Here is a 25,368-nt window from a genome sequence, read left to right as displayed (position 1 = left end):
TTCCGTGAGCTCGCCGGCTTCGGATGCGGGGGCAGAATTCATCGGTCCGATGCCTCCGGACGCGGGTCCCGCGAGGAAGAAGGGACCGATGTCCGTCCAGCGGAAGTGAATCCCCCATGCCTCGTGTCACCGTGATCGCTCCGCCGTTCCACTCGCACGCGGCTCCCCTGTCCGTGCTGGCCGGCGAGCTACGTGCAGCGGGGAACGAGGTGACGTTCGCCTGCGCGGAGCCGTTCGCCCCCCTTGCCAGGACGGCGGGGGTGGGATTCGCCCCGCTCACCGTGAGCCGGAACGCGAACACGGGAATCGCCCGGCGCACCGTTCAGGCCGACGACGAGGGTCGGCGCCTGGAGGAGTTCCTGGAGGCGACCCGGGCCGGAGCCGTTCCCGCCCTGCTGGTGCAGGCCCGCCATCGAAGGGCCGACATGCTGGCCGAACCGGAACGGGTCCTGGCGGAGCTGCGGGCGCTGCACGCCCGACGACCGGCGGACTGGTACGTCGTGGACCAGCTGAGCTATGCGGTGACGCTCGCGATGCACTGTCTGGACCTGCCGTACGCGACCTTCTGTCCCGGCCATCCGAGCTATCTGCCGGCCGCCCCGGGGGCCCTGTTCGGAGTACCCCAGGCGTGGCCGCGAGCGGTGCGACCGAGCGCCGCGGACCTGCGGACGTTGCGGGAGGAGGCCCGGGCGAACGACCGCTCCTTCACCGCGCTGTTCGCACGTTTCATCGCCCACCACGCTCCCCACCGACCCGTACCGAGCAGGGCCTTCGCCCACTGCTCTCCGAGCGCGGTCGTCCTGAACTACCCCCGGCTCGAATGGTTGCCCCAACGCCCAGAAGGCCCGGCCTACGTATTCAGCGGACACCTCACCTCCGCCGACGCCCTCGACCCGGGACCCTTCTGGAACTCCGAGGTGGGCCGGCTGCGCCGGGCCGGCAAGCGCCTGGTCCTGGTCGCGCTGGGCACCTTCCTCTCCGCGCGGCGGGACGTACTGGAGTCGGTGACGCGCGGCGTTCTCGCCGAACGGAACGACACCTCGGTGATCCTCGCGGCCGGGGACCAGGCCGACGCCCTCGCGCATCTGGTAGGGCCACGAGTGGCGGTGGCGGCGACCGTGCCGCAGCAGGCATTGCTCCGACACGTGGATGCCATGGTCCACCACGGGGGCAACAACTCCTTCACCGAATGCCTGGCGGCAGGTGTGCCCGCCCTGGTGCTGCCCTTTTCCAGCGATCAGTTCTCGGTCGCGCACGATGCCGAAAGGTCCGGCGCGGGCCTGTGTCTGGACCCCAACCGACTGGAGGCGAACACGGCGGGCCGGGCCGTCTCCACCCTGTTGGACGCACCCCGACACGCCCTCGACGCGCTGAGCGCGCACGTACACGCGCACGGCCCCACAAGAGCCGCGCGGGCCCTGAGCGAGCTGATGCGGGGACTGCGGGGCCTGTAACCGGGTCGGCGGGGGTGGGGCGCCGGGCTTCGGGCGCTGGGTGTCGGGCTTCGGGTGTCGGGCTTCGGGCGTGCGGACTAGATGAGGCGGGATTTCCGCTGGGCTGCCCTACGCGGGCGCTTGCCCGGATGGTCCGGGTCGTCCTGCGCCGTGGGGAGGGCGGAATGCCCCTCCAAGTGATCGTTCACCCAACCGCACAACGGGCAGGCGTACCTCCCGTTCAGGCCGGCGATCAACGTTCCGCACTGCCGGCACTCGGTCTCGGTGATCTCCAGCGCGGACAAAGGCGGTTCCTCGCCACTGGGCAGGCTCGGCGGTTCCCATCGCGTCATGGGCCCACGCTAACGCCCCGCCGCCCGGCACGACCGCGCTCCACCCACAATAGTTCGTGCAGAACCAGCGTCCGTCAGAACCCTGCTGCGCCCCTGCACCGCAGTTGGGGCAGTTGCTGGGAGTTCTCATCGCCCGTCTCCGTTCCTGAACGGCGCCCGGCGCACGCCGGGATCACGGTGGGAGACGCACGCGTTCCTACGACCCCGGCCACCAGTACAACCCTCGGGGCCCTCCGGGACAACACCCCGTCCCCGTTCCCCTGGGGGGCGGAACATCGGGGCCGCGGGCGGGGGTCGCGAACTCCTCGCTGTTGTGGTGAATCGCGGCCACGCCGACGGCTCCCGGCCTGAGCACGGGGCGACCGCATGGGGGCGCCGGATCGGTGATCAACGTATGGAGCGGTGATCAATGTGCGGATCGGTGATCAATGTGACCGGCGATCCCAATCCGTTCGCGTCCCGGCTGCGAAGTACGGGTGAATCGGCCGCACAAGGCGGCGTGGCGAGTGGCGGGAGCGGGCGCCCGCGCCCGCCGCAAGTTTCGGCCCCACGTCCGTCACATGCTCCTCACCGAAGGGATCCCGCGATGAAGCCCGTCGCCGAACGCCTCACCGAACTGCTGGGACACGTCCTTCCCATCCCTGTCCCCGTGCGGGTGCGAGGCTGGGACGGCAGCGAGTCCGGGCCCGAGCACGCACCCACGGTCGTGCTGCGGTCTCCCACCGCCCTGCGCCGCCTGCTCTGGCAGCCGGGCGAGCTGGGCCTGGCGGAGGCCTACATCAGCGGCGACCTCGACATCGACGGCGACCTCGCCGCCGCCCTCTCAACAGCCGGTCGGACGGTGCGCGACCAGGCGATCCCGCGTCCACGAACGACCCGACTGGCAGCGGCCGCGGCCCTGGCGGCCGGGCTGGGCGCGGCCGGCCCGCCGCCCCGCCGGCCCGACGGACGCGCCCGACTCGTCGGCCGTCTGCACAGTTCCTCCAGGGACCGCGCCGCGATCAGCCACCACTACGACCTGTCCAACGACTTCTACGCCTTGCTCCTCGACGAGTCGATGGCCTACTCCTGCGCGTACTGGACCCGTCCCGCCGGCCCCGACTACGGGCTGGCCGAGGCGCAGCGGGACAAGCTGGAGCTGATCTGCCGCAAGCTCGGGGTGCAGCCGGGCGACCGGCTCCTCGACGTCGGCTGCGGCTGGGGTTCCCTCGCGGTGCACGCCGCTCGCGCGCACAAGGTGCGGGTCACGGCGGTCACGCTGTCACGGGCGCAGCGCGACTTCGTCACCGAGCGGGCCGCTCGGGAAGGAGTGTCCGATCTGGTCGAGGTGCAGCTCAGGCACTGGCGCCACATCGACGGTGGCGGGTACGACGCGGCGAGCGCCATCGAGATGGGTGAACACGTCGGTGACGCCGAGTACCCGGTCTTCGCCACCAAGCTGCACGATGTCCTGCGGCCCGAAGGCCGTCTGCTCGTGCAGCAGATGTCGCGCGGGGCCAACGCTCCCGGCGGTGGACCCTTCATCGAGACCTACATCGCGCCCGACATGCACATGCGACCGGTCGGCCGCACGACCGACCTGTTGGAGACCGCCGGTCTGGAGGTCCGCTCCGTCGAGTCGATGCGCGAGCACTACGCGACCACCATCGATGCCTGGCGGACCCGCCTCGAGGACCGCTGGACGCAGGTCGAGGACCTCGTCGGCGAAACCACCGGCAGGGTCTGGCGCCTCTACCTGGCCGGAGCCTCCCTGGCGTTCTCCGAACGCCGCATGGGCGTCGACCAACTGCTCGCCGTCCGCCCGACCCGCGACGGGGGCTCGGCCATGCCGGCCACCCCCGCCACCTGGTACTCACCCTCATAACCAAGATCGCCTCACCGGTCGCGTTGCGGAGGCGCGGGAGAGCTTCAGGAGGACGGTGAAGAGCGGTGCGGGAGGCCGTCCGAGACCCGCCGGATGTCTTGCGGAGCAGTGCGGACCGCACCAACACCGTCGGCATCGGGGACGCGATGTTCGGCAACACCTGCGCGAAAAAGGAACACACCATAGACTGAACGCGTTCAAATCACTGGGGACCGGGGGGCGCATGCCAGGCGACACGCACACCACGAAGGACAAAGGACTAGAAGTCGGAGCGAAAAGGCTTGCCGCTCACCCGTGGCAGACAAGGATCGCGCTGACAGCCCTGATGCTCCCGCTGCCATGCGCCTTCGCAGTCGCAGTCGACGGCGGGTCGATCTTCCGCCTGGCAGTCCCCGCCCTCCTCCTCGGGATACCCCTGACCCTCCGTCGGAACCGGGCGTGGTTCATGACCTCCTGCGTCATCACCGCCGTCCTGGTGCTCGGATGGTCCGTCGTCGGCATCCTCGAAGGAACCTGGGCGTTCCTCTCCTCAGCACCCCTACTCATCTGCGCGAACTTCGCCGACCCTCGCGCATACCGGACACCCGCCCTCGTCGCCGCCACCCTCGCGTGCGTCATCTCCACACCGCTCACCCTCGCCATCACCACCCTGTTCATCACGTCGTAGGGCCGGCCACACCCAACCCCCGGCCGGCCGACCGGACGGCGGTCGGATGCCTGCGACGCGACTTCGGCCGACCGGCGGTCGGAGCGGGCGGGTCGTGATCGGCTCCTACGTGCCTTCGCCCGGATGCGTCCAGATGCCGGGGCGCGACCGGAAGGCGGTGCGTTCGCGGGTGCCCGTTCGCATAGCGGACGGAATGATTGGTTCCGGGACCTCGTGACCGCGGATGTGCCTTTTCGGTCAGGTGGGAGCGGTTACTCAGGGTAGGGCGCATCGTCCTGCCCAGAGGCCCGACTTCGGCCACCCCTTGGCCCGACCGCCTCCCGCCGACCGCCTCGCTCACAGGAATTCACACGGTGATACCCCGGATGGTGCGAAGATTTTTTCGAGGAGGGGCTGTTGGGCCGTCAAATACGTCCGAAAGTGACAGGTTTGCTTTGACTCCCGACGGATGCATCGGTGAGTGTCCTTCACATGTCCGACACAAACCGAGCCGCTGCCACCAGCGGCCCCTTACGCCTGCGTGACTTCCGGCTGTTGCTCGCGGGCGCCGCCACGGGACAGTTCGGTGCCCAGGTGACGCTGGTGGCGCTGCCCTTGGTGGCCGTCCTCGAACTCGACGCGCCCGCCTTCCAGGTGGGCCTGCTGACCGCCGCGGAGACGGCCGCCTTCCTGCTCGTCGGGCTGCCCGCCGGGGCGCTCACCGACCGCATGCGCAAGCGGCCCCTGATGATCCGCGCGGACCTGGTGCGCGCCGTGGCCATGGCGAGCATTCCCGCTGCCGCGCTCGCCGGTGCCCTGACCATGGCCCAGCTCTACGCCGTCGCGCTCGTGACCGGCGTGGCGACGGTGTTCTTCGACGTCTCCCACCAGAGCTACCTGCCGCAGATCCTGCCCCGTGACCAGCTCGTGGCCGGCAACGGCGCGCTGGAGACGGTGCGTTCCACCGCGCAGGTCACCGGACCCGGTGTCGGCGGCGGACTCGTGCAACTTCTCGGGGCCCAGTTCGCGGTCATCGTGGACGCCGTCGGGTACCTGCTCTCCGCCCTGTTCCTCTCCCGTGTGAAGCAGACCGAGGAAGCGCCGGAGCCCGTTGTCGGGAGCTCTCTGCGCGGGGAGATCGGCGAGGGTGTGCGTTTCATCCTCAGACACCCGCTGCTGCGCGTCATCGCCCTCACCACGGGACTCGCCAACCTCGCCATGGCCGTCCTGATGGCGACGCAGACCGTGCACCTCGTCCGGGTCGTCGGGCTGGAGGCGGGCGGGCTCGGGCTGGTGCTTTCCGCCTCGGCCGTGGGCGGGCTCCTGGGCGCGCTGTGCGCCGGGCGCCTCGCGGCCCGGCTCGGGCAGGCCCGGGTCATGTTGCTGTCCGTCCTGGCGACCGGACCGTTCGCGCTGCTCTGGCCGCTGTCCGGGCACGGGGCGACCGGAGCGGCGCTCTTCGCCGCCGGATCGGCGGTCGTCTCCTTCGGCGCCGTCGTCTACAACGTCGCCCAGGTCAGCTTCCGTCAGGGGATGTGCCCGCCGCGGCTGCTCGGCCGGATGAACGCCACGCTGCGCTTCCTCATGTGGGGCACCCTGCCGCTGGGCGCGCTCCTCGGCGGGGCCCTCGCCCAGTCCTACGGCACCCGCACGGCGCTGATCTGGTGCGCCATCGGCATCCTCGGCGTCCCCGTGCCGCTGCTGCTCTCGCCGCTGCGCCGCATGCGGGACCTGCCCGGACCGCAGGACGACGGCGCCCTCCCGTCCGAGGACGGGGAACGGGCGGCCTCCGCCCCCGCCGGTTGACGCGTCCGGGCAGCTGCCGCACCACGTACCGATGACCACGACACGGAGAATCACGTGCCCAGCATCACGGGTCAGTACCTGGCCCGCTTCCGGCGTCTCGACGACGACCGGAACGACACCCTGCTCCCGGCCACCGGAGCGCAACGACGCTTCGTACTGGTGCGTTCGCTGGACCCGTCGGGACGCCCCGACCTGGTGCCGATGGTCTTCGCGTTCCCGCACGGAACCGTCGACCCCGAACGCCTGCGGACGGCGGCCGGCCGGCTCGTCGCACGGCATACCGCGCTGCGCGCGCGGCCCGCTGTCGTCCGGGGCACTCCCGTCCTGCGCGTCTGCGAGCCGGAGGTGCGCCTGACCCGGCCCGAACGGGCGCCGGGCGAGTCGCCCGCCGACGTGCTCCGCCGGGCGCTGGCCGCCTGGGAGGCGCAGGGCCCGCCGTTGCGGCTCTTCCTCGTGCACGACGAGGAGCGGGCCGAGGACGTTCTCGCCATCGCCCTGGACCACGCCGTCTGCGACGGCCGTTCGCTGGCGCGGATCGTGAACGACTTCGGCGCCGCGTACGACGGGGAGGTCGCCGGGACGGAAGCCGAACCCGCCGCCTACCGCGCGGCGGTCCTGCGCCAACTCGACGCCGAGGAGCGGGCGGAGACGCCCGGAGCGGCCGCGTACTGGGCGGAGCGGCTGCGGGCGCTGGGCGCGGGGGCTCCCGCGCGCGGCGCGGCCCGGCTGCCCGGGGGTGGTGCGCCCAGCGGGGCCGCGCAGGCCCGGCTGCCCGGGCACGACGGCGGCGTTTCCTTCCCCGGACTGCTCGACGCCTGCCGCTCGGCGGCCCGCGAGCTGTACGGCCCGGACCTCACGGTCCCGCTCGGCTACCCCTGGGGCGGTCGTCCCGCGGGCACGGAGCCGGTCGTCGGCTGCTTCCTCAACACCCTCGTCTTCCCGGCCGACACCGGCCGCGGGCTCGGCCCGGAAGCGACGGCCGACGCGTGGTGGGACGACCTCGACCGGGCCGACGTACCGTTCGACGCCGTCGTGGCCGCCGTGCGGGCCGCCGGCTCGGGTTGGACCGGAGGCCTGAACGGACTGCTCACCGTCGACGACGACACGCGCCGCCCGCCGCTGCGGCTGGCCGGTGTCGAGGGGCGCGAGGTGGAGCTCGACGGCCGCCCGGTCCCCGGCCCCTTCGCCGTCTCCGTCACCCAGGGCGCGGAGCTGCGCCTGCGGATGGTGTGGGACCGGGCGGCGATCGACGACGAGGCCGCGCACCGGGCCTTCGACGCGCTCACCCGCGCGCTCTCCCCCGCACCGCGTCCCTCGGACCACACCGCGGGGTAGGGCCCGTCCCCGCACCCTCGCCTTTTGCTTCCCCCACGGCATCCCCACGCACGAAGCGGCGCCGCGCGACCCGCGGAGCCGCCCGCACCACCGCCGGACACCACCGTGACCGGCTCCTACGCCCGACCCGACAACCTCAGGGATCGCCCATGCTTCCCCTCTCCTCCTCGCAGGAGATCGTCTGGCTGCACGAACAGATGCAGCCGGGCAGTCGTGCCTACAACTTCACCGCCTCGCTGGACCTGTGGGGCACGCTCGACACCGAGGCGCTGAGCCGGGGGCTCGCCGCCACGCTGGCACGCCACCCCGGTCTGCGACTGGAACTCGTCGCCTCCCCCGCGTCCGTACCGGACCAGCGGGTCGCCGCGCACTGCGCGCCGAGGCTGCACACGGCCGACCTCAGCGCGGAGGAGGACCCGGAGGCCGCGTTCGCGCGGCTGCTGCGCACCGAGGCGCACACCCCGCTCGACACGTTCGAGGCACCGCTGATCCGCTGGACGCTCGTACGGCTGTCCGAACTCCACCACCGGCTGATCCACGTCGAGCACCACCTGATCCACGACGGGCACTCCTTCGCGATCCTGCTCGACGACGTCTTCCGCGTCTACCGCGCCCACGTCCTCGGTGAGGCCCTGGAGCTCCCGCCCGCCTCGTCCTACGCGGACCACGTCCTCGCCAGGGCCGGATCCGAGCCCTCGTACGCCGCCGAATCCCTCGACTTCTGGCGGGCCGAACTGCGCGACCAGCAGCACGACCTGCCGCTGCCCGGCCTCACCCGCCCCGGCGCCCGCCGCAGGCACCGCGGCGGGCAGCTGCGCCAGACGATCGGCGCCGACCTCGCCGAACGCCTGCGCGGGCACGCCGGTGCCCGCGGTCTCACACCGTTCAGCACGCTCCTCGGGCTGTTCGCCGAACTCCTGCGTCGGCACAGCGGCCGGTCCCGGATGGTCATCGGCACCGCCGTCGGAAACCGCCCCCTCGGCTACGAGGACGCCGTGGGCATGTTCGTCAACACCATCCCGCTGCCGCTCGCACTGGATGCCGCCGCACCGGCCCAGGACGTGATGGACGAGGTCACCGACACCCTCATCCGGGCCCTGCCGCACCAGGACGTGCCGGTCCAGGAACTGACCCGGGCGCTCGGCATGCACACCTCCGGCGCCGACAACCCGCTGTTCTCCGTCATGTTCAGCGCGCACGACGCCCCGCTGCCCGAGATCGACGTCCCGGGCCTCGACATCACGCTGTTCGAGGGCTTCAACACCGGCACCACCCGCTTCGACCTCGATGTCGTCCTGCTCCCGGACGACCGGCGCGGCGTCACCCCGCGACACGGCGCGCCCGGTATGACGCTGGTCTGGGACTACGACGCCGACCTGTTCGGCGAGGATGTCGCCCGGCTGGTCTCGGGCCGCTTCCTCGACCTGCTGCGCGCCTACCTCGACAGCCCCGGGACCGCTCTGGCCGATCTGGGGCCGGCGGTCGCGGAGCCTGCCGCCGAGCCCGTGCCCGTTGCCGCCGACCGCGAGCCGCTGGACCCGGTGGCCGCGCACCACCCGTCGCTGCCGGCCGTGCTGTGCGGAGCCCGCCGGCTCACGTACGGCGAGCTCGACGAGCGGGTCGCCTCTCTCGCGGACCGGCTGCGCGCCTGCGGCGTGACACCGGGCCGGCCGGTGGCCGCGGTCCTGCCGAGGGGGACCGACTCCGTCGTCGCTCTGCTCGCCTGCCTGCGGACGGGCGCCGTCTACTGCCCGCTGTCCCCGGCCGACCCGCCGGCCCGGCTCGGTCTGCTGCTGGAGCGGCTCGACCCGGCGCTGGTGCTGACCGGCGACGGCACCCCGGAACTGCCGGGCACGCTGCCGGCCGCCCGCATCGACGCGCCCGTACTGCCGCCCGCGCGCGGGGCTGCGGTGCTCCCCGGGACCGCGTACGTCATCCACACCTCCGGCTCCACCGGCACGCCCAAGGCGGTCGCCGTCGGCCACGGGGCGCTGGTGCACCACATGACGGCGGCCGCGGACCGGTTCGGCCTCATCACCTCCGACCGGGTCCTGATGTTCGCCCAGCCGTCCTTCGACGTGGCGTTGGAGGAGGTGCTGCCGACCCTGTACTCCGGGGCGTGCCTGGTGCTCCCCGAGCACGAGGTGCCCACGGGCGGGGAACTCGCCGACCTGCTGGTGTCCGCCCGGGTCACCGTCGCCAACCTGCCGACCAGCTACTTCCTGGCCACCCGGGAGGACCTGCGCCCCGCCCTGCGCGACGGGAGCTGGGCCCCCAGGCTCCTGGTGCTCGGCGGCGAGCGCCTTCCCGCGGAGGTACTGCGCGGGGTGCTCGCCGACACGGGGGCCGTCGTGCTCAACGCGTACGGCGTCACGGAGGCGGCCATCACCTCCACCGTCCACGAGGTGTCCCGGGACGCCCTCGACGCGGGAGGGGAGATCCCCCTGGGCACCGAGCTGCCCGGCGAGCGGATCCTCGTCCTGGACGCCCACCACCGCCCGCTGCCCCGCGGCGCGGTCGGTGAACTCGCCGTCGCCGGGCCCGGTCTCGCCGAGGGCTACCCGGGGAACGCCGAGGCGACGGCCGCCCGGTTCGTGAACGTCGGCGCACTCGGCGGCCTGCGGGTCTACCTCACGGGCGACCTCGGCTACCGGGGCCTGGACGGCCTGTTGTACTTCCTCGGCCGGCGCGACAACCAGATCAAGCTGCGCGGCCACCGCATCGAGCTGGAGGAGATCGAGGCCACGGCGTCCGCGGTGCTGGGCGGTCGCTCCTGCGCCGTCGTACTGGACCGGGAGGACCCGGCCGGGCCCCGCCTCGTCGGCTTCCTGGAGGACGGATCCGGCGGATCCGGCGGATCCGGGGCGGACGGTTCCGGGGCGGACGGTTCCGGGGCGGGCTTCGACGAGCAGGCGCTGCACGCCGAGCTGAGCCGTCGACTGCCCGGCCCCCTCGTGCCCGCTCGGTGGGCCCTGCTGGAGGCGATGCCGACCCTGCCGGGCGGCAAGCCGGACCGCGCGGCGCTGTCCCGACGGGCGGCCGCGCTCGGCCCCGAGGCCGCCGCGACGCCCGGGACCACGTCCGGGACGTCCGAGACCGCCGACGCCGACGCCGACGCCGACGATCCGATGACCGCCGTGCTCAGGGAGGGTTGGCGGCAGGTGCTCGGCCACGGCCGGTTCGACGCCCGTTCCCACTTCTTCCACAGCGGGGGCCACTCCCTGCTGGCCGCCGAGCTCGCCGCCTGGCTGGAACCCCGGTTGGGCACGCGCCCGCCGCTGCGGACGCTCTTCCGCAACCCCGTCCTCGCCGACCAGGCCCGGGCCCTCGCCGCCACCGCCACCGCCACCGCCACGGAGTCGTGATGACCCAGTACCCGACCGCGCAGGTCGTCCCCGCCGTGCCGCCCGTCACCACGGCCACGCCCGTGCCGAGCGTCGCCCACGGCCCCGCCGCCGAACCGTCCGCCGTCCTGGCACGCTTCGAGGACCGGGTCCGGTGCGCCCCGCAGGCACCCGCCGTGATCGACTCCACCCGGACCTGGACGTACCAGGACCTCGACGCGGCGGCCGACCGGATCGTCACCGCCCTCGGCGACCGGGTCCGGTCCGGCGACCTGGTCGGCGTCTGTCTCGACCGCTCCACCGCCCTGGTGGTGACCGCCGTCGCGCTCGCCCGGATCGGCGCCGTCTACCTGCCGCTCGGTCCGCGTCCCGGCGAACGCCGTACCCGGGCCGTCACCGAGGACCTCGACGTCTCCTGCCTCATCGGCGACCCCGACGTCATGCCCGGGGAGCACCGGACCGGGGAGCACACGTCGCTGCCGCTGCCCACCGACGGGGTCAACGCCCCCGTCGTCGCGGTCGCGGCGTTCCCCGCCCCCGGCTCCGCCCACGGCACCCGGCGCGCCCCGGAGGGCGCCCTCTACGCCGTCCTCACCTCCGGTTCCACCGGCCGTCCCAAGGCGGTCGCCGTGGCCGAGGCCTCGCTCGCCGTAGCCCTCGACTGGTACCGGGCCGAGACGGGCCTCGCACCGGGCGACCGACAGTCCCTGCTCATCGGCGTCGCCTTCGATCCGCACCTGCTGGAACTGTGGGCGGGCCTGACCTCGGGAGCCGCCCTCGTCCCGGCCCCGGACGACACCCGCTGGGACTCCGGGGTGCTCACCGAGTGGTGGCGCGACGCCGGCGTCACCCACGCGGTGGCGGCCACTCCGACCGTCGATCCGCTCCTGGAGCGTCCGTGGCCGCAGGACCTGAGGTTGCGTCACCTCGTCGTCGGCGGCGACCGGATGCGCCGCCGCCCCGGCGCCGACGTCACCGCCACCGTCCACAACGCCTACGGTCCCGCGGAAGCCACCGTCCTGGCCACCGCCCACCGCATGCGCGCCACGGACCCGGATGCCGGCAGCCAGGCCCCGCCGCCCATCGGCACCGCGCTGCCGGGCGTCACCCTGTGCGTGACCGACGCCGAGGGCCGCCCCGTCGCCCGCGGCCAGGACGGTGAACTCCGCGTCGGCGGACACTGTCTGGCCCTCGGCTACCTCGACCCGGAGCTGACCGCGCGCCGGTTCACCGCTCCTCCGCAGGATCCTGAACTGTCCGGGGTCGACCGCCTCTACCGCACCGGCGACCGGGTACGGATGAACGCCGACGGCAGCCTGGACTTCCTCGGCCGCCTCGACGACCAGGTAAAGATCAGCGGGGTGCGGATCGAGCCGGCCGAGGTGGAAGCCGCCTTCGAGCAGGACCCTCGGGTGCGCGGCGCCGTCGTCACCGCCGTGCGCGACGGCTCCGGCCACAGCCGCCTGGTGGCACACGTACGACCCGCGGACGGCGCCGCCCCCGCGCCCGGGGACCTCCTCGACGCCGTCCGGGCCTGGCTCCCGGAGCAGGCCGTCCCGGCCGCCGTACGGATCGTCGACGCCTTCCCGCTCGACGCCAACGGCAAGGTGGACCGGCCGGCCCTTGCGGCCCGGTCCCACGGCTCCGCACCGTCCCGGGACACGTCCCCGCACGAGGCGGCCGTCACCGCCGGCGAGCGTCTCGTGCTGACGACCGTGCGCGACCTGCTCGGCCGGCCGGACACCGGCCTCGGCGACAACTTCAGCGCGGCCGGCGGCACTTCCATCGTCGCCGCACGCCTGCTGCAGACCGTCGAACGCGAGACCGGCGTGCGCGTGCGCGCCCCCGAACTCCTGCGCAGCACCGACCTGCGCGCCTTCGCCGCCCTCATCGACCAGCGCCGGACCCCGCGGCCGGAAGGAGCCTGACATGACGCTCATCGCCCCGCATCCCGTTCCGCCTACGACCACCAAGCCGACGATCACCACCGAGCCGGCGACCACGCTGCCGGCGCTCCTCGTACGGCACGCCGACCGCAGCCCCGACGCCCTCGCCGTCGTGGACGGCGACACCACCCTCACCTACGGCGGTCTCCTGGGCGCGGGCCGCGCCCTCGCGGCGCGGCTGCGCGCCCACGGCGTGGCCCGGGGCGACCGCGTGGCGCTCCTGACGTCACGGTCGTCCCGTACGGTCGTGGCGCAGCTCGGGCTCTGGCTCGCCGGAGCCGCGTGCGTGCCGCTCGATCCCGCCCAGCCCCGGCCGCGTACCGAGGCGGTGATCGCCGACGCGGGGGTGACCCTCACCGTCGGCGACGCGAAACTGCTCGAAGCGGCCACCTTGCCCGGTCCTGTCCTCGCCCTGCCCGAGGAGCCGCTCGCGAGCGGGGGGCCGGTCGACGACTCGGACCCGGACGGCCCGGCGTTCATCATGTTCACCTCCGGTTCCACCGGGCGCCCCAAGGGCGTCGTCGTACCGCACCGCGCCGTCGCCGAGCTGGTCACCGCACCCGACTACGTCACCGTCACCGGCCGCGACCGCGTCCTGTTCCACTCCCCCATGACCTTCGACGCCTCGACGTTCGAGGTCTGGGTCGCGCTCGCCAACGGCGCCGCGGTCGTGGTCTGCACCGAGCAGCGGCCCTCCCTGGAGGACTTGGCCCGGCACGTCGAGCGGCACGGCGTCACGGTGGCGTTCTTCACCACGGCCCTCTTCCACCAGCTGGCCTCGCGCCGCTCCCGCGTCTTCGGCCAGCTGCGCTCGGTCGTCGTCGGCGGGGAGGCGATGGCCGCCGCGCAGGCCCGGGAGGTGCTCACCGCCTTCCCCTGGCTGGAGCTCGTCAACGGCTACGGGCCGACCGAGACCACCACCTTCGCGACCGCCCACCGGGTCACCGCCCGGGACTGCGACGGGCCGGTGCCGATCGGCAGGCCCGTACACGGGGCGACCGCCCACGTCCTGGACGTCGACGGCCGTCCGGTGGCCGACGGCGACCGGGGCGAACTGTGGATCGGCGGCAGCAGGCTCGCCCACGGGTACACGGGCCTGCCCGAACTCACCGCCGAACGGTTCGTCGACCACCACGTCACCGGCCGACGGCTGTACCGCACGGGTGATCTCGTCTCCCAACGGCCCGACGGAGTCCTGCGGTTCCACGGCCGCAACGACGACCAGGTGAAGGTACGCGGTTTCCGCATCGAACCCGCCGAGGTCGAACACGCCCTGCGCGAGCAGCCTGAGGTGGACGACGCGGTCGTCACCGTCGAGGGCTCCGGCACCGCCGAGGCATCGCTCGTGGCCTTCGTCGTCGCGGCGCCCGGGCCGGTGCCCTCCGGCGGGACGCTGCGCGAGCGGCTCGCCGCCGTCCTCCCCGCCCACCTGGTGCCCGACGTGATCGGCGTGCTGGACCGGCTTCCCCTGACCCCGGCCGGCAAGGTCGACCGGCGCTCGCTGGCCGGCCGCGCCCGGGCCGCCGCGCATGCGGCCGACGACGGCCCGGACGCGCCGATGACCCCGCTGGAGCAGGCCGTCGCCGAGGTGTGGGGCCAGGCCCTGGGCATCGAGGTCACCCGTGCCGGGGACGAGTTCCTCCACCTCGGCGGCCACTCCCTGCTCGCCCTCGTCGTGACCGAGGACCTGCGCGAGCAACTCGGCGTGGAGCTCTCCCTCGCCGAGTTCTTCGCCGCCCCGACCGTCGCCGCGCAGGCGGCGCTGGTCGAGGAAGCCCTTCTGGCCGCCCACGCGGACCTCCAGCCCGAGACCACCCCGGAGCCCACCGATGTCCACTGACGCCGAGTCCGCGGCCGGCGACGGCCGCCTTCAACTCCAGCGGGAGCTGCTGCGCCGGGCCCGGGCCGCGACGACGGGCCGGGACACGACGGCCGGGGACACGAGGGCCGGGGACACGAGGGCCGGGGACACGACGGACGCGCCCCCGGCCACGGAGGCGGGGCGGGTTCCCCTCTCCCGGGCACAGCACCGCATGTGGTTGATGGAGCGGCTCGGCGGCGCCGGCGACTCCTACCACGTGCCGTTCGCCACCCGGCTGCGCGGCCCGTTCGACCCGGCCGCCTTGGCCACCGCCCTCACCTCGCTGATCGCCCGGCACACCATCTTGCGCACCCGCTATCCGGAACGTGCGGGTGAGCCGTACCAGGAGGTGCTCCCGACGCCGCGGACGGTCCCCGTGCACGTCGTCGACACCGACCCGGCGCACGCCCCGGAGCTGCTGCGCCGAGAGGCGGCCCGCCCGTTCGACCTGGAGGCCGGCGACTGCGTACGGGCCCTCGTACTGCGGCACGGTTCGCAGGATCACACGCTCCTGCTGACGTTCCACCACATCGCGATCGACGGAGCCTCGCTGGAGACGGTGGCCGGCGAACTCGCCGTCCTCTACGCGGCGGCCGCCGACGGAACGGGCCGGACCGGGCTCACCGCGCCGCCCCAGTACGCCGACCACGCGCGCCGCGAACACGACTCCCTGCCCGGCCTCGACGCCGAACTGGACAGCTGGAGCGCCCAGTTGGCGGACGCCGCCCCGCCCACCCTGCTCGGGCCGTCGGAACCAGCCCCGGCCGCCGCGGGAACTCCGGCTGCCGCGCACGAGGTGCCCCTCGCACCGGCCGTGCCCGCGGCCCTGCGCGCCCTGGGTGCGGAGCGGAACGCCACGCTCTTCGCGGTGGCGCTCACCGCCGCCTTCGCCGCGCTGCACCGTCTCACCGGCGACGACGACCTCGTCATCGGCGTGGCGGGCACCCACCGCAGCGGATCCGCCATGCGCGGTCTGGTCGGCCTCTGCGTCAACACCCTGCCGGTACGGGTGGACGTCTCCGGCGCCCCGTCCTTCGCCCGGCTGCTGGGACGCGTGAACGCGGCGCTCCTCGAAGCCCACCGCCACCGGCACCTCCCCTTCGACCTGGTCCTCGAACGCCTCGGCGCCGGGGCCCGCGGGGGCGACGGCACGGCCCTGGTCCGCGTCACCTCCGACGTCCTCGGGGCGCCGACCGTGCTGCGGCTTCCGGGCACGACCGCCGAGTACGTCGACGTCCCCATCGGCGGCGCGAAGTTCGCCCTCTCCTACGGACTGGACCTGGGCGACGCCGAGCGCCCTCGGGCACTCGTCCAGTACGACGCGCACACCCTGGACAGCGCGGCGGCGGAGGCGGCCGTACGGGACTACGCGGCCCTGCTGGAGACGATCGCGGCCGACCCGGACCTCCCCCTGGACCGGGCGGCCCCGCCCTCCCCGGACCGCGGCACCGCCCCGGAGGGTCGGCCCCACCTGGCCGAGGGGGTGCTGCGCGCCCACCCGGACGTCGCCGACGCCGCGGTGGTCCGGCCCGAGCAGGGGCCGCCCGTGGCCTACGCCGTCCTGCGCGACGGGGTCGGCCCGGCCGGCCACGAACTGCTGGGCCTGCTGCGCCGGTCCCTTCCGCCCGAAGCCGTGCCCGCCTCGGTCACGCTGCTCGACGCACTGCCCCGTACACCCGGTGGACCGACCGACCCGGTACGGCTGCCGGGCCGGGACGTGGCGGCCGTACCGTCCGGCGCGCGGGCCGGAGCGGTCGAGGCGGCCTTCGCCGCCGTGCTCGACACCGGTGTGCCCGTGTCGCCGGACGACGACTTCTTCGCGCTCGGCGGGCATTCCCTCAAAGCCGTGCAGCTCGCCGAACGGCTGCGCACGGAACTCGAACTGCCGCTCACGGGCCTCGACGTGCTCCAGGCCCGTACGCCTCGGGCGTTGACCGTGCTCCTGGAGGCACGCGCGGCACGGCAGCGCGCCGCGCGCTCGGCGCGCAGGCCGACCCACCGCTCCCGGGAGGTCCGGCCGGGCACGGTCCTGGTCACCGGCGCGACGGGCGGTGTGGGTGCGTTCGTCGTACGCGAACTGGCCGCCCGGGGCCGCCCCGTGCTGGCGCTGGCCCGCCCCGAGTCCGCCCACCTGATCGCCGCCGAGGGCGTCGACGTCATCGAGGGCGACCTCGGCGACCCGGCCGGGCTGCGGGACGCGGTCGCACGGGCGGACGCGGTCGTCCACGCAGCGTGCACCTTCACCCGGCACGAGGTGGACCTCGCGGCGATGGAGGCGATGGTCGGCGCCTGGCGGCGCGGCCCGTTCGTCTTCGTCAGCAGCGTGGACGCCTACGGGCACCCCGACACCGAGCGGGTCGCCGAGGAGGCGCCGCCCCACGGGCCCGTGAGCCCGTACGGTCAGGCCAAGCTCGACTGCGAGGACATGGTGCTGCGCGCCGCGGGCACCGGGGGTCGCGGGGGCGCGAGCGCCGTGCGGTCACCGATCGTCTGGGGCGCGCACGACCGGCTGCGCGAACAGCTGCGTTGGGGCGCCGTCGGCTCGCTCTACCAGTCGGCCCACCAGGGACTGCCGATCGAGCTGCCGCGTGACGGCGCCGGCGGACACGGCTGGTACGGGGCGGCCTGGGTGCACGCGGCCGCCCTCGCCCGGGCGGTCGTCGCCTGCCTGGACCGGCCCGTGCACGGGGTCGCCAACGCGTGCAGCGGCCACGTCTCCTGGCGCGACCTGGCCCGTGACCTCACCGAACTGCTCGCAACCCGGGCGGAACTCCGGGAAGCGGACACCGTCCCCCGGGACCTCGATCACCGCTGGCACTACGACAGCGCCCGCCTGGCCGGACCGCTCCGGGCCCGTCCCGGTGAGGAGCGGCGCACGGTGCTGGCCGAGATGACCGGCGCCGTCCCTCCCGGCAACGGCTGACCGGCTGGGGCCGGCGCCCGGTTGAGGACCTTTCGGTCCGTCGTCACTCTCCGGTGAGAGATCGGAGAGTGACGGCGTCGCGCTCGGCGAGCGCCTGGAATTGGCCCAGGTCGTAGTTGGCCAGGACCGAGTCGAGGTTGGTGAGGGCGCCCACATGTTCGATGAAGCCCTTGGGGTCGTACTCGATCTGAAGCGTCACGCGGCTCCGGGTCTCGCCGAGACGGTGGAAGGTGACCACGCCGGCGTGGTGCACTCCCTGGGTCGTACGCCAGGCGATCCGATCCTCGGCGATCACTTCGGTGAGTTCGGCCACGAACTGCTTGTCCGCACCGGGCAGGGAGACCTGCCAGGCGAAGGTGGTCGGGTCGATCCGCTCGACGTGCTGGACGTGGCTGAGGAAGGACGGCCAGCGCTCGACGTCCTGCCACAGGGCCCAGCTCACCGAGACCGGGGCTTCGATGTCGACGGCTTCGATCAGGGAGGACGTCATGGGATTCTCCTTCTGCTTGGCACGGGCATCCGGTTGACGTGCGGATACCCAGAAGGCCCGGTTTCACCAACGGACGCTCAGATGGCCGCGGTGGGTGCGGTGGGGTGGGGTGCCCGACGGTACGGCGGGCGGGCTTCCGCCTCGTGGGTGCCCGTGCGTACCCGCACCTGCCGTCGCCGCCGAAGCCGCCGCCGGGTCCGTCCGCTGGACCTCGGCGCGGTGGGCTGGAGAAGTGCCGGCTCCTACCGCCTCGGGCGTGTTCTCACCGCACGGAGCGGGTGATCCGCGTGATGCACGCCGCGATGTCAGTGAGGAGTCCGATGACGGGTTCGTTGTCACGGAGTGCGCCGCGTGTCGGGGTGTCGTCGTTCTGGTGTGTGGTCAGCTCGTCGAGGCGCTGGGCGTGAAGCTGTGTGAGGTAGAGGCACACATCGTCGAGGGCGTCGGTCAGGGCCGGTGTGTGTGCGTCCCGTTCGTCGGGCTGTGGTGCCGTCAGGGCCTCGCGGGCGTGTGTGCGGTAGTCGGCGAGGTCGGGGATGAGCGTGGCGCGCGGTGTGGTGTGGACCGTCAAAGCGCCGATGTGCTCGATGAGTGGGGCCGGCGTGGTGATCGTGACGGAGGCGACCGCGAGGGCTTCGGCGTCGTGGCCGGGTTTCCTTCCGGCGTGGTGCCATGTGGTCCGGGCCTTGGCGAGGGCGTCTTCCGCTGTTCGGCGGGCATGGTCCGCGGCGGGCGCCTCGGGGTTGGTGAGCGACTCAAGAGCCGCGTCCAGGTAGGTGGCGGCGGCGTGGGTCGCCCGGGTGGTGTGCGAGGTGAGGCGGTCGTGGTCCCAGGAGGGCCACAGGAGGTAGCCGCCCAGGAGCGCGGCGGCGCTGCCGAGGACGGTCATGGCGATGCGTTCGAGGGCTGATGCCCGGTCCCCGGGGTGGGCGACGTCGCCGATGAGCAGGACCAGGGGGGTGCCGAAGACGACCCAGAACGCGTAGTTGACGGGTCGGAGCGTGAAGCCCGCGCTGATGATCGCGAAGAGCAGGACGGCCAGAACCGTGGGGTCCTTGACGCCGGCGATGAGGAGTGCGGCGCAGGTGCCGCCGATCAGGTTGCCGGTGATGCGTTGTCCGGCGCGTTCGAGGGTGGTGCCGTACTGGGGGCGCAGGACGCGCAGGACGGCCAAGGTCGCCCACTCGCCGTGCGGAAGGCCCGTGGCCGTGACGAGGATGAAGACGGCGGCGCAGACGGCAGTGACGCGCAGGGCGTGGCGGTAGGAGCGGGAGCCGAGGGTCATCGCGGCGCGCAGGCGTGCCGCGTCGAAGCCGATCTTGGGTGGTGGGGCCTGGTGGATTCGGGTGGAAGCGGCTGCCGCCGGAGCAGCGGCTTGCCGGTGCGCGGTCAGCGCGGCGGTGTGGATGCGATCCAGAAGCCGGCGTTGGCGCGCCGCTCCGGCGAGCATCGCGTACGGCTCCTGGCCGAGGGCCGTCCGTGAACGCATGGCGTCGCAGGCGAGGCCGAGTTCCTTCAACGCCCGGGCTGTATCCGGCGGCGCGGTCGCATGGCCCGGAGCGGCGAGCCTCCGTGCGGTATGGGAGAGGTGGTCGGCCAGCGCCTGGGTGGCGGTGGTGAACTGCCTTCGGACGGTTGGTGGCGGGGGGCCGGTCCGGGCCAGGGCCGCGGTGAGGTCGCCCGACAGGGCCGCCTGGCGCAGCAGTGGATCGACCTGGGCCGCCAGGCCCTCGTCGCCGCCCGGGCCATGCAGTGCCAGAGCGGTCTGTTGTGCCCTGCGCAACGCGGGAACCACACTCGTACGGTCGCCGTCACCGCGGCCGGAGCCGGCGGCGATCCGGACGAGGCGTCGGCCGGCCTCCCGGTAGGGCACGGCTGCGGCCGTCAGGACGCTGCGCAGGCGCGGGGCAGGCGTGAGCAGACCGGTGGCGGCGGCGTACCAGAGGCCAACGACCAGTACGAGAAGCGCGGCGCGCAGCACTGTGCCGTCCGAGGGCCCGGAGGCAGCCTGGCCGGCTCCGGCCAGCAGGGCGGTCGCCGGCATGGTGCCCATGCGGCCCACCGTCCCGTGCACCGCCTCGCCCATGGCAGCAGGAAGACCAGCCCCGCCAGCAGGGCGAGCGCGAGCGGGAACAGTCCCGCGGCCACTTCTCCGGCCCAGAACGCGAGCGCGTTGACAACACCCGCCACCGCCAGTCCCGTCGTCCGCTGCCTCCGGGGGCCGCCGTTGTTGGTGAACGCGGCCACGTACGCGCCCAGGCACACCAGCGCCCCGGCCTCGGGATCACCGGCCACCACGCCCACCATCAGGGGCAGGCCCACGGTCACCCCGTTGACCAGTCCCGCTTCGGCCGCGGGTCTGCTTCCCTCGACCGGAGCGAACAACCCGGACGGCCAGGCCCAGCCCTGAAACCCTCTCAACTCCTCTGGAACCGGCCCATCAGCACCGCCTGCTCCAGGACATGACCTTCCATGGCCGCTTCCAGCTCCGCACGCCCCGCAGAGCGCAACAGTTCCAAGTCGGTGTCGAGCGCGTAGAGGGTGAAGTAGTACCGGTGCGGGCCGTCACCGGGCGGCGGGGCCGGACCGATCCACGTGTTCGTACCCCTCGTCGTGACCCCCACCACCCCCACTGCCTCGTCGACTTCGGACAGGCGACGCCGCCCCGCGGGAACGTTCCACACCACCCAGTGGTCGAAGTTCCCGTCCGGTCGCCTCTCCCGCGGCACATCCGGATCACGCACCACCAGCGCCAGGCTCACCGCGCCCGCCGGCACCTCATCGAACTCCAACGGCACCGGCGACTCGCTCCCGTCCACCGAGTGCTCGACGGGGATCCAGCCACCGTCCTGGAACGACGGCTCGCCATCTTCATGGCGGCATCCTCCGCCACTCCGTCGAAAGCGGCTCACTGCCACACCCTGGGCCACACACAACGCCTTCAGGCGGCCGGGCTCGGTGCAGGGCATCCCCCATAGATGTACGGGTCGATTTCGTTGCCCCTCCGGTCAAAAAGGTGGAAGCAGTGACCGTTGGCCCAGACGGTGACCGAATCACGCCGGTGGTCAACCTGGAACGGCTCGTCCCCTAGCTGCGTCCCGGGCCACGATCCGTCTCCCGCAGCGGAATGAGTGACAACGACGCACTCCTCCTTCGGCAGGATCCGATGGAGTTCACCCCAGGGCTCCAGCATCAGATCCAACGGCACTTCGTCGTCGTTGCCGACCACCAGCCGTGCCGTTCTCCCCGCGAACATCTCCATCACCCCTCCTTGGTGGCTCGGACAGCCACGCGTGTACCTGCTTCCTGGGCGCGCACACGGCACGAATCCTGACACGCGGGATCACCCGAACGGAGCGTCCGCGACCGAGTTTCCAAGCACCCCGGCCGGACGAAACACTCTTTCAGGAGACCGGGACGTCGAGACGGCCGAGGTGGTCCAGGCGGCCCAGGTGGTCGAGGTGGTCGAGGTGGTCGAGGTGGCCGAGGTGGCCGAGGTGGCCGGCGAGGAAGCGGGCGGCGCGGTCGAGTGCGGCGTCCGCCTCGTCGAGCCGCCCGTGCTGGAGCTGGTAGACGTGCGGGAGGCCGGATCCGATCTCCAGGGTGGTCTCGACATCGGCGGCGCCCGCGCGCCCGGCCAGGCGGACCGCGTCGTCCAGCAGCACCTCGTTCGCCCCGACCTGGACGAGCAGCGGGGGCAGGCCGGCGAGGTCGGCGAACACCGGGCTGGCGAGGGGGTGGCTCCGGTCGCCCGCGCCGATGTAGAGGTCGGCGTACGCGCGCACGTCGGCCTCGGTGAAGAGCGGGTCGGCATCCTCCTTGGTGCGGATGCTCTCTCCGGAGAGGGTCATGTCGACCCACGGGGAGAAGACGACCACGGCGGCCGGCTGCGGCAGTCCAGCCTCCCGGGCGGCGAGGAGGGTGGCGATGCTCAGGCCGCCGCCGGCCGAGTCGCCGGCCACGACGAGGTCGCGGGGGTCCGCGCCGGCGGCCAGGAGGTCGCGGTAGGCGGCGAGTCCGTCGTCGACCGCCGCGGGGAATGCGTGTTCGGGGGCGAGGCGGTAGTCCACCGATGTCGTCCGCAATCCGGTGCGGGCGGCGAGTTCGCCGGCCAGGCCGGTATGGGTGTCCGGCGAGCCGACGACGTAGCCGCCGCCGTGGAAGAACAGCAGACGGCCGCGGTCGGCCGATCCCGCCGGTTCCAGCTCCAGCGCGGGCCGCCCGCCGAGGACGGTCCTGCGGGTGGTCACACCGTCCGGCGCCGGTCGTGTCAGGGCCGCGGCGTAAGCGGCGCGCTGCTGGGCGGGGGTCAGCGGGGTCTCGCTGCGCGGGGCTGAGCGGAGCAGGGCGTCCAGGGCTTCGCGCTGCTGTCGGGACATGGTGGCCTCCATCGGGTCGGGATGCAAGGATGGATTCCCAGGAATCCATCTGCTCATCCAAACCGGATTCCAGGGAAGATGATTCCCAGGAATCTATCGGAGGTTCTGTGAGACACCTCACTCCGCTCTTCCTCGATCTCGTACGGGCGGAGACCCGCCTCTACAACGCGGTCGGCTCCCGCCTGCGCGCCGAACACGGTCTGACACTCGGCCAGTTCGAGTTCCTGCAGATCATCGACCGGGTCGACGGGTGCCGCGTCCTCGACATCGTGGGAGAGCTGGCGATCACCGTGGGAGCCGTCAGCAAGGCGGTCGACCGTCTGGTGGCCGCCGGCTGGTGCGTACGCGTCGCGCACCCGCAGGACCGCCGCTCCTCCGTACTGCGCCTCACGCCCGAGGGCGAGGAAGTGCTGACGGCTGCCCGGCCCGTGGTGGAGAGCGCACTCGCCTCACTGACCGGCTCGATCCCCGCCGCCGACCTGAAGCGCCTCGCCACCACCCTGGCCGCCCTCCGCGCGAACCTCGAGGCGCAGGACCTGGGCCGGCCGGGCTGAAGGCCGGCACCACGTCCCGGGCAGCCGGCGCCATGACGCCCGATGCCGGGACACGTGCGCAGGCCGCCCCCCGCCCACCCGCGCACGCGGACCGGGCCCCGGGTCGATGCGACCCGGGGTGGGCGTGGTCGGCGTCCGCTCGCGCTCGCCAGGCGCTGAGTTCTGACGCGAGGAGTTCCGCGCGCATCCGGGGGGGGCGGCCGCTGCCGGGAGTCGGGCACGAACGACGGTTCGGAGGTCGCGGGGTGCCGGTCGGCCGGAACGCGCTGAGGGCGATGGATTCTTCCTCGTTGCGCCGGAGGATGGTCGACACCACCCCATGTGGCCGGGACACCGTTCGAGGTCGGAAGACACCGAGCAGGCTAAGGCTGGGCCAGCTTCTGGAAGAGCGCTCCGATCTCCACCTGGTTGGCGACCAGCGGGAGGGTGTCGAAGTACAACTCCCATTCACCGCCCGTGCCGAGGCGCTCCACGATCCCGAACGGGATGTCCTTGCCCTTCGGTCCGGAGACCGTGCCGTGCCACTCCACGTAGGTGGTGGTCCTGCCGAAGGCGGCCTGGCCGGCCTTGAAGCGGACGTCCGCCGTGTCGAAGAACCGCTGGAGGTAGGCCCGCTTGCCGGCATTCGTCGCCAGCGGAACGTCCAGCCCGGGCCCCGACAGCCGTGCGTTCCCCATCCGGGCGAGCAGGGCGTCGACGTCCTCCCCGTTCCATGCCGCCAGGCGGTCCGGGATCTCCGCGGCCCGCAAGCGCTCGGGCGCCGGGCCCCGGGAGGGAGCCCGGCCGGCGTCCGCGATCCCGTTGAACAGGCCCTCGGGCGCCAGCTCCGGGACCGTGTCCCGGAACAGGGCGTAGCGGTCGTAGTAGCGGCGGGCCTGGAGGGTCTTGCCGTCGTCCCCCAGGACATTGCGCGCGATCTGCGGGTAGGCCACCTTGTGCCCCTTCAGGGTGACCTCGTTCCACTGGCCGAACATCATGACACCGCCGTCGGCCACCACGTCCGTACCCCGGTAACGCAGGCCGGGTGCCAGCCGCAGGGAACCGGTGATGGAGGTGCCGATCACGGTGTGGCCGCGCTGGGGCGCGCTGCCCGCCTCCCAGAGGGTGGCCTCCTCGTCGAAGATGTCGAGATAGGCCTTCACCCGGGGGTGACTCAGGTCCCCGACGGCCGGCGGGACGCCGGTCGGCAGCTCACCGAAGGCGATCTGGCGCCGCATGAACGCGCAGGCGTTCGGGGTGATCCGGCCCTCCAGTCGCTCGACCTTGGCGCGCACCTCCGGGCAGTCGCCCCCGGCGGCGGCCTCCCCACCGCCCGGCAGCGCCGCCGCTGAGGTCGCCACCCCCACGACGACCGCCGCCACCACGACTCCCACCACACCACGCCGCCCCGCGAACATCCCGTACCTCGTCCCGTTCCCGCCCGATGCGGCCCGTTGCCGCTCGTGCGGGACCAACATGCCCGTCCGCCGGGGCAGGGTCGATTACTCCTGCGGTAATGGCGGTAGGTGCCGGCCGTCCGCATCGGCCGGTCACGGTGGCGTTGCTGTGTCGGGGCCCGCCTGGTGAACCGACAGCGGAGTCAAGCTGCCCGAGGCAGGACGCCGACGGAGGGAAGTCCGATCAAGGCACGGAAGGACGCCGCATCCCCCTCGCGGTGTCCCCCAGCTGCTTCACCTGATCGTTGGTCAGGCGTCGGACATCCCAGATGAGTCGGGCCACGTCGGCCGTGACCTGAGTCAGGGGCGCGGTTCCGTCGGGCAGGACGATGCCGGTCAGTACGGCCAGGTCGTCGGCGCGGATCCCGAGCACGGCCGCGTAGTCGACCAAGAGGTCGGGGGTCAGTTCCTTGCAGCCGCGGCCGACCTGCCCGTACGTGGCCGGAGACCAGTACCGGCCGGTCAGGGACAGGAAAGTCATGGCTCCGGCGGCCCACCCAAGGTTCCGATTGGCGAGCAGACGCATGAGCAGGCCCCCGGGACCTGGCGGATACTGCAGATACGAGCGGGGCTCCGGGGCCGGCTGTGTGCGGTCCTCCTGTGGCAGCGACGCCGCGAGCCGGCGCAACCGGTCACGGTCCTCCTGCGGCAGCTGTGCGGCGTGTTTGGCGAGGCCGGCCACCCATGTTCCGGCGCGCGGGTCGAGCGGCGTCATCTCCAACGGCAGGTCAACGGAAGCGATGACGAGCAGATCCTCCGTGTGCAGCTGAACGACGGGCGCGAGCCGTCGCAGCGACGACGGGTCCGGCGCTGCACCGTCGAACACCGCCCGCAGTTCAGTTTCCGGGACGGCCGACAGGCGGGACAACTCATCGATGCGCAGCCCGCGGTGCTCTGCCAAGCGGGTGAACAGCACATCGAAACCTGGGAATCCCGTCATCGATTCAGCGTAGACCTTGCCGCCGCTCGATGCTGATCTCGCCCATGGTCGGCTCCAT

The 25,368-nt window shown here is 73.2% G+C and carries 18 protein-coding genes; 10 read left to right on the top strand and 8 right to left on the bottom strand.

The window, feature by feature from the left end:
• Positions 1-116 precede the first annotated feature (116 nt).
• Positions 117-1,454, top strand: a complete 1,338-nt coding sequence (locus ACFVS6_RS06110) for a glycosyltransferase (RefSeq protein ID WP_389701070.1) — start codon at positions 117-119, stop codon at positions 1,452-1,454.
• A gap of 77 nt (positions 1,455-1,531) precedes the next feature.
• Here the strand turns inward: ACFVS6_RS06110 and ACFVS6_RS06105 are convergent, their stop codons facing one another.
• Positions 1,532-1,786, bottom strand: a complete 255-nt coding sequence (locus ACFVS6_RS06105; protein ID WP_389701069.1) for a hypothetical protein — start codon at positions 1,784-1,786, stop codon at positions 1,532-1,534.
• Positions 1,787-2,372: 586 nt separating this feature from the next.
• On the opposite strand from ACFVS6_RS06105, the gene ACFVS6_RS06100 reads away from it, so the two are divergent.
• The 8 genes from ACFVS6_RS06100 to ACFVS6_RS06065 all read left to right on the top strand — a co-directional run bounded on the left by ACFVS6_RS06100 (position 2,373) and on the right by ACFVS6_RS06065 (position 17,511).
• Complete coding sequence (locus ACFVS6_RS06100; RefSeq protein ID WP_389701067.1) at positions 2,373-3,650, top strand: class I SAM-dependent methyltransferase; 1,278 nt, start codon at positions 2,373-2,375, stop codon at positions 3,648-3,650.
• 325 nt (positions 3,651-3,975) lie between these two features.
• Complete coding sequence (locus ACFVS6_RS06095) at positions 3,976-4,317, top strand: hypothetical protein (protein WP_389701066.1); 342 nt, start codon at positions 3,976-3,978, stop codon at positions 4,315-4,317.
• 471 nt (positions 4,318-4,788) lie between these two features.
• Positions 4,789-6,102 carry an MFS transporter gene (locus ACFVS6_RS06090; protein ID WP_389701064.1) on the top strand — a complete coding sequence of 438 codons (1,314 nt, stop codon included), beginning with the start codon at positions 4,789-4,791 and terminating at the stop codon, positions 6,100-6,102.
• A gap of 54 nt (positions 6,103-6,156) precedes the next feature.
• The gene (locus ACFVS6_RS06085; RefSeq protein ID WP_389701062.1) at positions 6,157-7,437 is read left to right on the top strand and encodes a condensation domain-containing protein; all 1,281 of its coding nucleotides are present in this window, start codon (positions 6,157-6,159) and stop codon (positions 7,435-7,437) included.
• A gap of 149 nt (positions 7,438-7,586) precedes the next feature.
• Positions 7,587-10,802, top strand: coding sequence for an amino acid adenylation domain-containing protein (locus tag ACFVS6_RS06080; RefSeq protein WP_389701061.1), 3,216 nt, complete (start codon positions 7,587-7,589; stop codon positions 10,800-10,802).
• Positions 10,802-12,709, top strand: a complete 1,908-nt coding sequence (locus ACFVS6_RS06075; protein ID WP_389701060.1) for a non-ribosomal peptide synthetase — start codon at positions 10,802-10,804, stop codon at positions 12,707-12,709. The genes ACFVS6_RS06080 and ACFVS6_RS06075 overlap by 1 nt, the downstream gene beginning before the upstream one ends.
• A 1-nt stretch (position 12,710) precedes the next feature.
• A complete protein-coding gene (locus ACFVS6_RS06070) occupies positions 12,711-14,567 on the top strand; it encodes an amino acid adenylation domain-containing protein (protein ID WP_389701058.1) in 1,857 nt (618 codons plus the stop codon).
• Entirely contained in the window at positions 14,557-17,511 is a 2,955-nt protein-coding gene (locus ACFVS6_RS06065; RefSeq protein ID WP_389701056.1) for a condensation domain-containing protein, read from the top strand. The genes ACFVS6_RS06070 and ACFVS6_RS06065 overlap by 11 nt, the downstream gene beginning before the upstream one ends.
• Before the next feature lie 43 nt (positions 17,512-17,554).
• Here the strand turns inward: ACFVS6_RS06065 and ACFVS6_RS06060 are convergent, their stop codons facing one another.
• The 5 genes from ACFVS6_RS06060 to ACFVS6_RS06040 all read right to left on the bottom strand — a co-directional run bounded on the left by ACFVS6_RS06060 (position 17,555) and on the right by ACFVS6_RS06040 (position 22,380).
• The gene (locus ACFVS6_RS06060) at positions 17,555-18,001 is read right to left on the bottom strand and encodes an SRPBCC family protein (RefSeq protein WP_389701055.1); all 447 of its coding nucleotides are present in this window, start codon (positions 17,999-18,001) and stop codon (positions 17,555-17,557) included.
• Positions 18,002-18,263: 262 nt separating this feature from the next.
• The gene (locus tag ACFVS6_RS06055; RefSeq protein WP_389701053.1) at positions 18,264-20,054 is read right to left on the bottom strand and encodes an FUSC family protein; all 1,791 of its coding nucleotides are present in this window, start codon (positions 20,052-20,054) and stop codon (positions 18,264-18,266) included.
• 364 nt (positions 20,055-20,418) lie between these two features.
• Positions 20,419-20,970, bottom strand: a complete 552-nt coding sequence (locus ACFVS6_RS06050) for a YbhB/YbcL family Raf kinase inhibitor-like protein (RefSeq protein ID WP_389701052.1) — start codon at positions 20,968-20,970, stop codon at positions 20,419-20,421.
• Complete coding sequence (locus ACFVS6_RS06045; RefSeq protein ID WP_389701050.1) at positions 20,943-21,263, bottom strand: hypothetical protein; 321 nt, start codon at positions 21,261-21,263, stop codon at positions 20,943-20,945. Before ACFVS6_RS06045 ends, ACFVS6_RS06050 begins: the two co-directional genes overlap by 28 nt.
• Before the next feature lie 142 nt (positions 21,264-21,405).
• Complete coding sequence (locus ACFVS6_RS06040; protein WP_389701048.1) at positions 21,406-22,380, bottom strand: alpha/beta hydrolase; 975 nt, start codon at positions 22,378-22,380, stop codon at positions 21,406-21,408.
• A gap of 107 nt (positions 22,381-22,487) precedes the next feature.
• Here ACFVS6_RS06040 and ACFVS6_RS06035 point away from each other — a divergent pair, with 107 nt between their 5' ends.
• Positions 22,488-22,934: a MarR family winged helix-turn-helix transcriptional regulator gene (locus tag ACFVS6_RS06035; protein WP_389701046.1), complete on the top strand. Its 447-nt coding sequence runs from the start codon at positions 22,488-22,490 to the stop codon at positions 22,932-22,934.
• A gap of 362 nt (positions 22,935-23,296) precedes the next feature.
• Here ACFVS6_RS06035 and ACFVS6_RS06030 read toward each other — a convergent pair whose 3' ends face one another.
• Together ACFVS6_RS06030 and ACFVS6_RS06025 are read right to left on the bottom strand one after the other, a co-directional pair.
• Positions 23,297-24,331: a hypothetical protein gene (locus tag ACFVS6_RS06030; protein ID WP_389701044.1), complete on the bottom strand. Its 1,035-nt coding sequence runs from the start codon at positions 24,329-24,331 to the stop codon at positions 23,297-23,299.
• A gap of 223 nt (positions 24,332-24,554) precedes the next feature.
• On the bottom strand, positions 24,555-25,286 hold the full coding sequence (locus ACFVS6_RS06025) for a hypothetical protein (protein ID WP_389701043.1): 732 nt from the start codon (positions 25,284-25,286) through the stop codon (positions 24,555-24,557).
• Positions 25,287-25,368: the final 82 nt, after the last annotated feature.

Origin of the sequence: Streptomyces sp. NPDC057939 (genome assembly GCF_042887545.1) — a bacterium.
GTDB lineage: Bacteria > Actinomycetota > Actinomycetes > Streptomycetales > Streptomycetaceae > Streptomyces.
Note: the sequence above shows the minus strand (reverse complement) of the source record. Positions and strands in the feature narration are given on the sequence as shown.

Coding starts and splice junctions, on each gene's coding strand:
- ACFVS6_RS06100 (WP_389701067.1), top strand. CDS start 2,373: ATGAAGCCCGTCGCCGAACGCCTCACCGAACTGCTGGGACACGTCCTT.
- ACFVS6_RS06105 (WP_389701069.1), bottom strand. CDS start 1,786: ATGACGCGATGGGAACCGCCGAGCCTGCCCAGTGGCGAGGAACCGCCT.
- ACFVS6_RS06040 (WP_389701048.1), bottom strand. CDS start 22,380: ATGTCCCGACAGCAGCGCGAAGCCCTGGACGCCCTGCTCCGCTCAGCC.
- ACFVS6_RS06070 (WP_389701058.1), top strand. CDS start 12,711: ATGACGCTCATCGCCCCGCATCCCGTTCCGCCTACGACCACCAAGCCG.
- ACFVS6_RS06110 (WP_389701070.1), top strand. CDS start 117: ATGCCTCGTGTCACCGTGATCGCTCCGCCGTTCCACTCGCACGCGGCT.
- ACFVS6_RS06045 (WP_389701050.1), bottom strand. CDS start 21,263: ATGGAGATGTTCGCGGGGAGAACGGCACGGCTGGTGGTCGGCAACGAC.
- ACFVS6_RS06075 (WP_389701060.1), top strand. CDS start 10,802: ATGACCCAGTACCCGACCGCGCAGGTCGTCCCCGCCGTGCCGCCCGTC.
- ACFVS6_RS06050 (WP_389701052.1), bottom strand. CDS start 20,970: ATGCCCTGCACCGAGCCCGGCCGCCTGAAGGCGTTGTGTGTGGCCCAG.
- ACFVS6_RS06060 (WP_389701055.1), bottom strand. CDS start 18,001: ATGACGTCCTCCCTGATCGAAGCCGTCGACATCGAAGCCCCGGTCTCG.
- ACFVS6_RS06030 (WP_389701044.1), bottom strand. CDS start 24,331: ATGTTCGCGGGGCGGCGTGGTGTGGTGGGAGTCGTGGTGGCGGCGGTC.
- ACFVS6_RS06065 (WP_389701056.1), top strand. CDS start 14,557: ATGTCCACTGACGCCGAGTCCGCGGCCGGCGACGGCCGCCTTCAACTC.
- ACFVS6_RS06080 (WP_389701061.1), top strand. CDS start 7,587: ATGCTTCCCCTCTCCTCCTCGCAGGAGATCGTCTGGCTGCACGAACAG.
- ACFVS6_RS06095 (WP_389701066.1), top strand. CDS start 3,976: ATGCTCCCGCTGCCATGCGCCTTCGCAGTCGCAGTCGACGGCGGGTCG.
- ACFVS6_RS06090 (WP_389701064.1), top strand. CDS start 4,789: ATGTCCGACACAAACCGAGCCGCTGCCACCAGCGGCCCCTTACGCCTG.
- ACFVS6_RS06055 (WP_389701053.1), bottom strand. CDS start 20,054: ATGGGCACCATGCCGGCGACCGCCCTGCTGGCCGGAGCCGGCCAGGCT.